General features: G+C 33.9%; 4 protein-coding genes and 1 pseudogene. All 5 read left to right on the top strand.

Annotation, left to right across the window (positions count from 1 at the left end; genetic code table 11):
- On the top strand, positions 1-642 hold a 642-nt coding region (locus BG20_RS03100; protein WP_010190807.1), incomplete at its 5' end, for a class I tRNA ligase family protein.
- Positions 639-1,394 (top strand): DUF726 domain-containing protein, encoded by a 756-nt coding sequence (locus BG20_RS03095; protein ID WP_010190806.1) that lies wholly within the window; start codon positions 639-641, stop codon positions 1,392-1,394. The genes BG20_RS03100 and BG20_RS03095, both read left to right, overlap by 4 nt.
- Positions 1,395-1,728: 334 nt before the next feature.
- Positions 1,729-2,358: a DUF47 domain-containing protein gene (locus BG20_RS03090; RefSeq protein WP_010190805.1), complete on the top strand. Its 630-nt coding sequence runs from the start codon at positions 1,729-1,731 to the stop codon at positions 2,356-2,358.
- 7 nt (positions 2,359-2,365) lie between these two features.
- Positions 2,366-3,352 carry an inorganic phosphate transporter gene (locus BG20_RS03085; RefSeq protein ID WP_010190804.1) on the top strand — a complete coding sequence of 329 codons (987 nt, stop codon included), beginning with the start codon at positions 2,366-2,368 and terminating at the stop codon, positions 3,350-3,352.
- 70 nt (positions 3,353-3,422) lie between these two features.
- Positions 3,423-3,633, top strand: a pseudogene (locus BG20_RS03080) (EF-Tu/IF-2/RF-3 family GTPase); the annotation flags it as partial.

The raw sequence follows: 3,633 nt of genomic DNA, 5'->3' as shown, positions 1-3,633 counted from the left end.
GGACTAAAACAATTCTTAGAATACTATCCTGCAGATTATCTGAGGTACTATCTAGTTGCAATAAATCCATACTCTCAGGATGATTTGAATTTTGATTGGGATGAATTTACAAATAGAATAAATTCTGAATTGATTGGAAATCTTGGAAATTTTGTAAACCGTGCACTAGGATTTACAAAAAAGGCATTTGATGGAATAATCCCTGAAACTGAAACCTATGATGATAAAGACACTGAAGCTGAAAATAAAATAAAAAATCTTGCAGGCGAACTTGGTCTTCTGATGGAACAAAATCATTTGGATAGGGCTCTAAAGAAAATCATGGAATTTTCATCTTACTTTAATCAATATTTCCAGCATAAAGAACCCTGGAAGAAAGGGCCTGGAACTGCAAACTGTGTATTCTTATCTGTGAATGCAGCTCGTAGTATGGCAATAGCCTTGTTTCCATTTCTTCCAGTATCCTCCCAAAAAATTTGGGAGCAGCTAGGGTTTTCTGGAAAAGTAAATACCAGCAAATGGGAATCATTATCTGAAATTGATGTAAAATCTGGACACGTTTTAGGTGACGCTACGCCGTTATTTGTAAAAGTTGAAGATGCAGACATTGCAAAATACAAAAAACAACTAGGCCCATCATGAAGAAAATCATTCCAAGAATATCGACTAGAGGATATTATGATCTTAGATATGGTAAAACAATAAAAAATAACTCCTATTTTTTATATCCAAAGAAATCTTTTGATAAATTAATTGGTTCTAAAGAACTTGTAATTGTAATTCATGGATTACGAAACGATAATGCTGGTGCAATTGCAAAAGCTGTTTTGGTAAAAAAAAGATTATTGCATATTGGTTATTGTTTTCCTGTAGTTGGATTTAGTTATGATTCTAACACTACCGGGGCGCATTTACTAAAACATGCTAAACGTGCACTTTCAACAGGTCAAAAAATTGCTATAAAAAATGGTCGTAACCTTGGGATGTTTATTGAATATTTCAAATCTATCAGTCCTAAAACAAAGATTCGTTTAATGGGTCACTCTTTGGGTTCTCAAGTGATCCTAAGCACTGTGGAATATTTGGCAAAAAAAAGTAAAAATACTGATATTGTTGAAAGTGCTTACCTCTTTGGCGCATCAATTACAAGTGATGTTCCATCATCAAAAAAATATGGACATCTACTGGAAAAAATAATCAAAAACAAAATTGTAAACTACTACAGTCCAACTGATGAGGTCTTACATTGGGCACATAAATCAAAATTTGTAAAAGGCCCGCTTGGCCTAGACGGTGCTATTGGTAAACCAATTTCTAAATATCGCCAAAAATTAGTGCATCCAAAAAATCACCGATTTGCAAGTTATGCTTCTGTATTACCCTCTTTCCCATAGGCTCAATATTGACTACAAATTAAGTGCAATTCCTTCGTATGTCTTTTATATGTGAAATTAACATCATAAATTATTACCAAGAGATGTTTGATTTGTCCAACCAAAAAGCAATACTGTATCACTTACATGTAATAGATGAAGATCTAGATGAATGTGAAGATCTATCTGAATATTCTTGTTAATTAGATGTCTCTGAGATTTATTTAAAACACCCTAATGCTCCAATTTTAATTGATGATTAGAACACATTTTTAGTTTAATTATCTTTTGTTCTATATAGTTGAATATATTACATGGTCAACAGTTTTAATTGAACATCTATCTCACCTGATTTATGGGACATATGTTTTCATGGATGAAATCAAATGACAAACAACTTTTAGCAATTTTTGACGATTTAGCAAAAAAAGCAGTAGAGACTGCTGAGGCCCTTGTTGTTTTGTTTTCAGATCTAAGTGATGCCAAACAACATACAATAATCAAAAGACTTGAAAATGAAGCCGATATTCTTACCCGTGATATTTTTGCAGAACTGAATAAAACATTCATCACCCCATTTGATCGTGAGGATATGCAGAGAATAGCCTCAAAAATAGATGACGTAATTGATTTCATGGATGGTATTGCTGCTAGAACTCATAGTTACAAAATTACAACTACTCCGCCATATGCATTAGATATTGCAAAAGAGCTTGTGAATGCAACAAAAGAAGTAGAATACATGGTATCAAAATTACGTAGTATCAAAAATACTCAAGATATGATTGCCCATTGTAGGAATACCAGTACAATCGAACACACCGTAGATGAACTTTATAGAAAATCTATTGAAAAACTCTTTGAGACAAACGATGCTATAACTATCATTAAACTAAAGGATATCTATGAAACAATGGAAACTGCGTCTGACCGATGTGTAGATGTTGCAGATGTTATTGAAGACATAGTTTTGAAATACGCATAGTGATATTATGTATGAGCTAGCTATCGGTGCAATTATAGTCGCACTGATTTTTGATTTCATAAATGGATTTCATGATGCAGCAAATTCTATTGCTACTGTTGTTGGAACCCGTGTGTTAAAACCACTTCATGCAGTATCTCTTGCAGCTATGGCAAATTTTTTTGGTCCTTTTCTTTTTGGCGTAGCAGTAGCAACCACTATTGGAAAGGGAATCATTGATCCTGATTTTGTAACTATTCATATTGTAATAGCTGCATTAGTTGGTGCAATAGTATGGAATCTAATCACTTGGTGGTTGGGTCTTCCGTCATCTAGTAGTCATGCTCTTGTAGGTGGTATAATTGGTGCTGGAATTGCAGGTGTTGGAACACATGTAATACTTTTTGGTGGATTAGAAAAAGTGTTCACTGGAATATTGGTGTCTCCATTAGTGGGATTGGCTGGTGCCTTTTTGTTAGCTACATTAATTGTTAAAGCATTTGCAAACAAAAATCCTGCAAATGTAAATTCTATTTTTGGTAAATTACAACTTGTATCTGCAACTTATTTCTCTCTCACACACGGTGCAAATGATGGTCAAAAAACAATGGGAATAATCGTATTGATTTTATTAACAGAAGGTGTACTAACAACATTTGAAGTACCGTTCTGGGTGATATTGATTGCAGCAATTGCAATTAGTCTTGGTACTTTTTTTGGTGGTTGGAGAATTGTCAAAACCATGGGGGCAAGAATTACACAATTAAAACCATATCAAGGATTTGCTGCAGAAACTAGCGGTGCAACCATTTTAGCAATTTTAGCCCATATTGGAATTCCTGCAAGTACAACACATGCTATTTCCGGTTCTATCATGGGTGCTGGCGCTGTAAGACGTGTTTCTGCAGTTAGATGGGGTATTGGCAAACGAATAGTTTGGGCATGGATTATTACAATACCTGCAAGTGCTGCAGTTGCATTTTTGATCATGATAATTATCAAATTTTTTGAGTGATTCGTTTTCTAACTTTGTATGTTTGTATCTTAAAACAGGCTTAAAATAAAGTCAAATATTCGTTCATTATATGAAGTCAATAAATTTTGTAGTCTTGGGAAAACAGGACATCGCAACAGAATTTGGTAAAAAAGGTACTGTAACTGATCTTTCTCTTTATGACCGAAAAGAATCTGACGTGATTAAAACTTGGGTTACTCCAAGTGGTTTTCCTGATAAAATTCAGCCCCTTTTACAAGCAATTAATCTTGCAGAATATGTAATATTTCATGTTGATAAAC

This window comes from Candidatus Nitrosarchaeum limnium BG20 (assembly GCF_000241145.1).
In the GTDB taxonomy this organism is placed as follows: Archaea; Thermoproteota; Nitrososphaeria; order Nitrososphaerales; family Nitrosopumilaceae; genus Nitrosarchaeum; species Nitrosarchaeum limnae.
The sequence above is the reverse complement of the archived record's forward strand: the minus strand, read 5'-3'. Positions and strand labels throughout refer to the sequence as shown.

Bases quoted from the DNA above. Each gene is read 5' to 3' on its own strand.
- BG20_RS03095 (WP_010190806.1), top strand. From the start codon at position 639: ATGAAGAAAATCATTCCAAGAATATCGACTAGAGGATATTATGATCTT.
- BG20_RS03090 (WP_010190805.1), top strand. From the start codon at position 1,729: ATGGGACATATGTTTTCATGGATGAAATCAAATGACAAACAACTTTTA.
- BG20_RS03085 (WP_010190804.1), top strand. From the start codon at position 2,366: ATGTATGAGCTAGCTATCGGTGCAATTATAGTCGCACTGATTTTTGAT.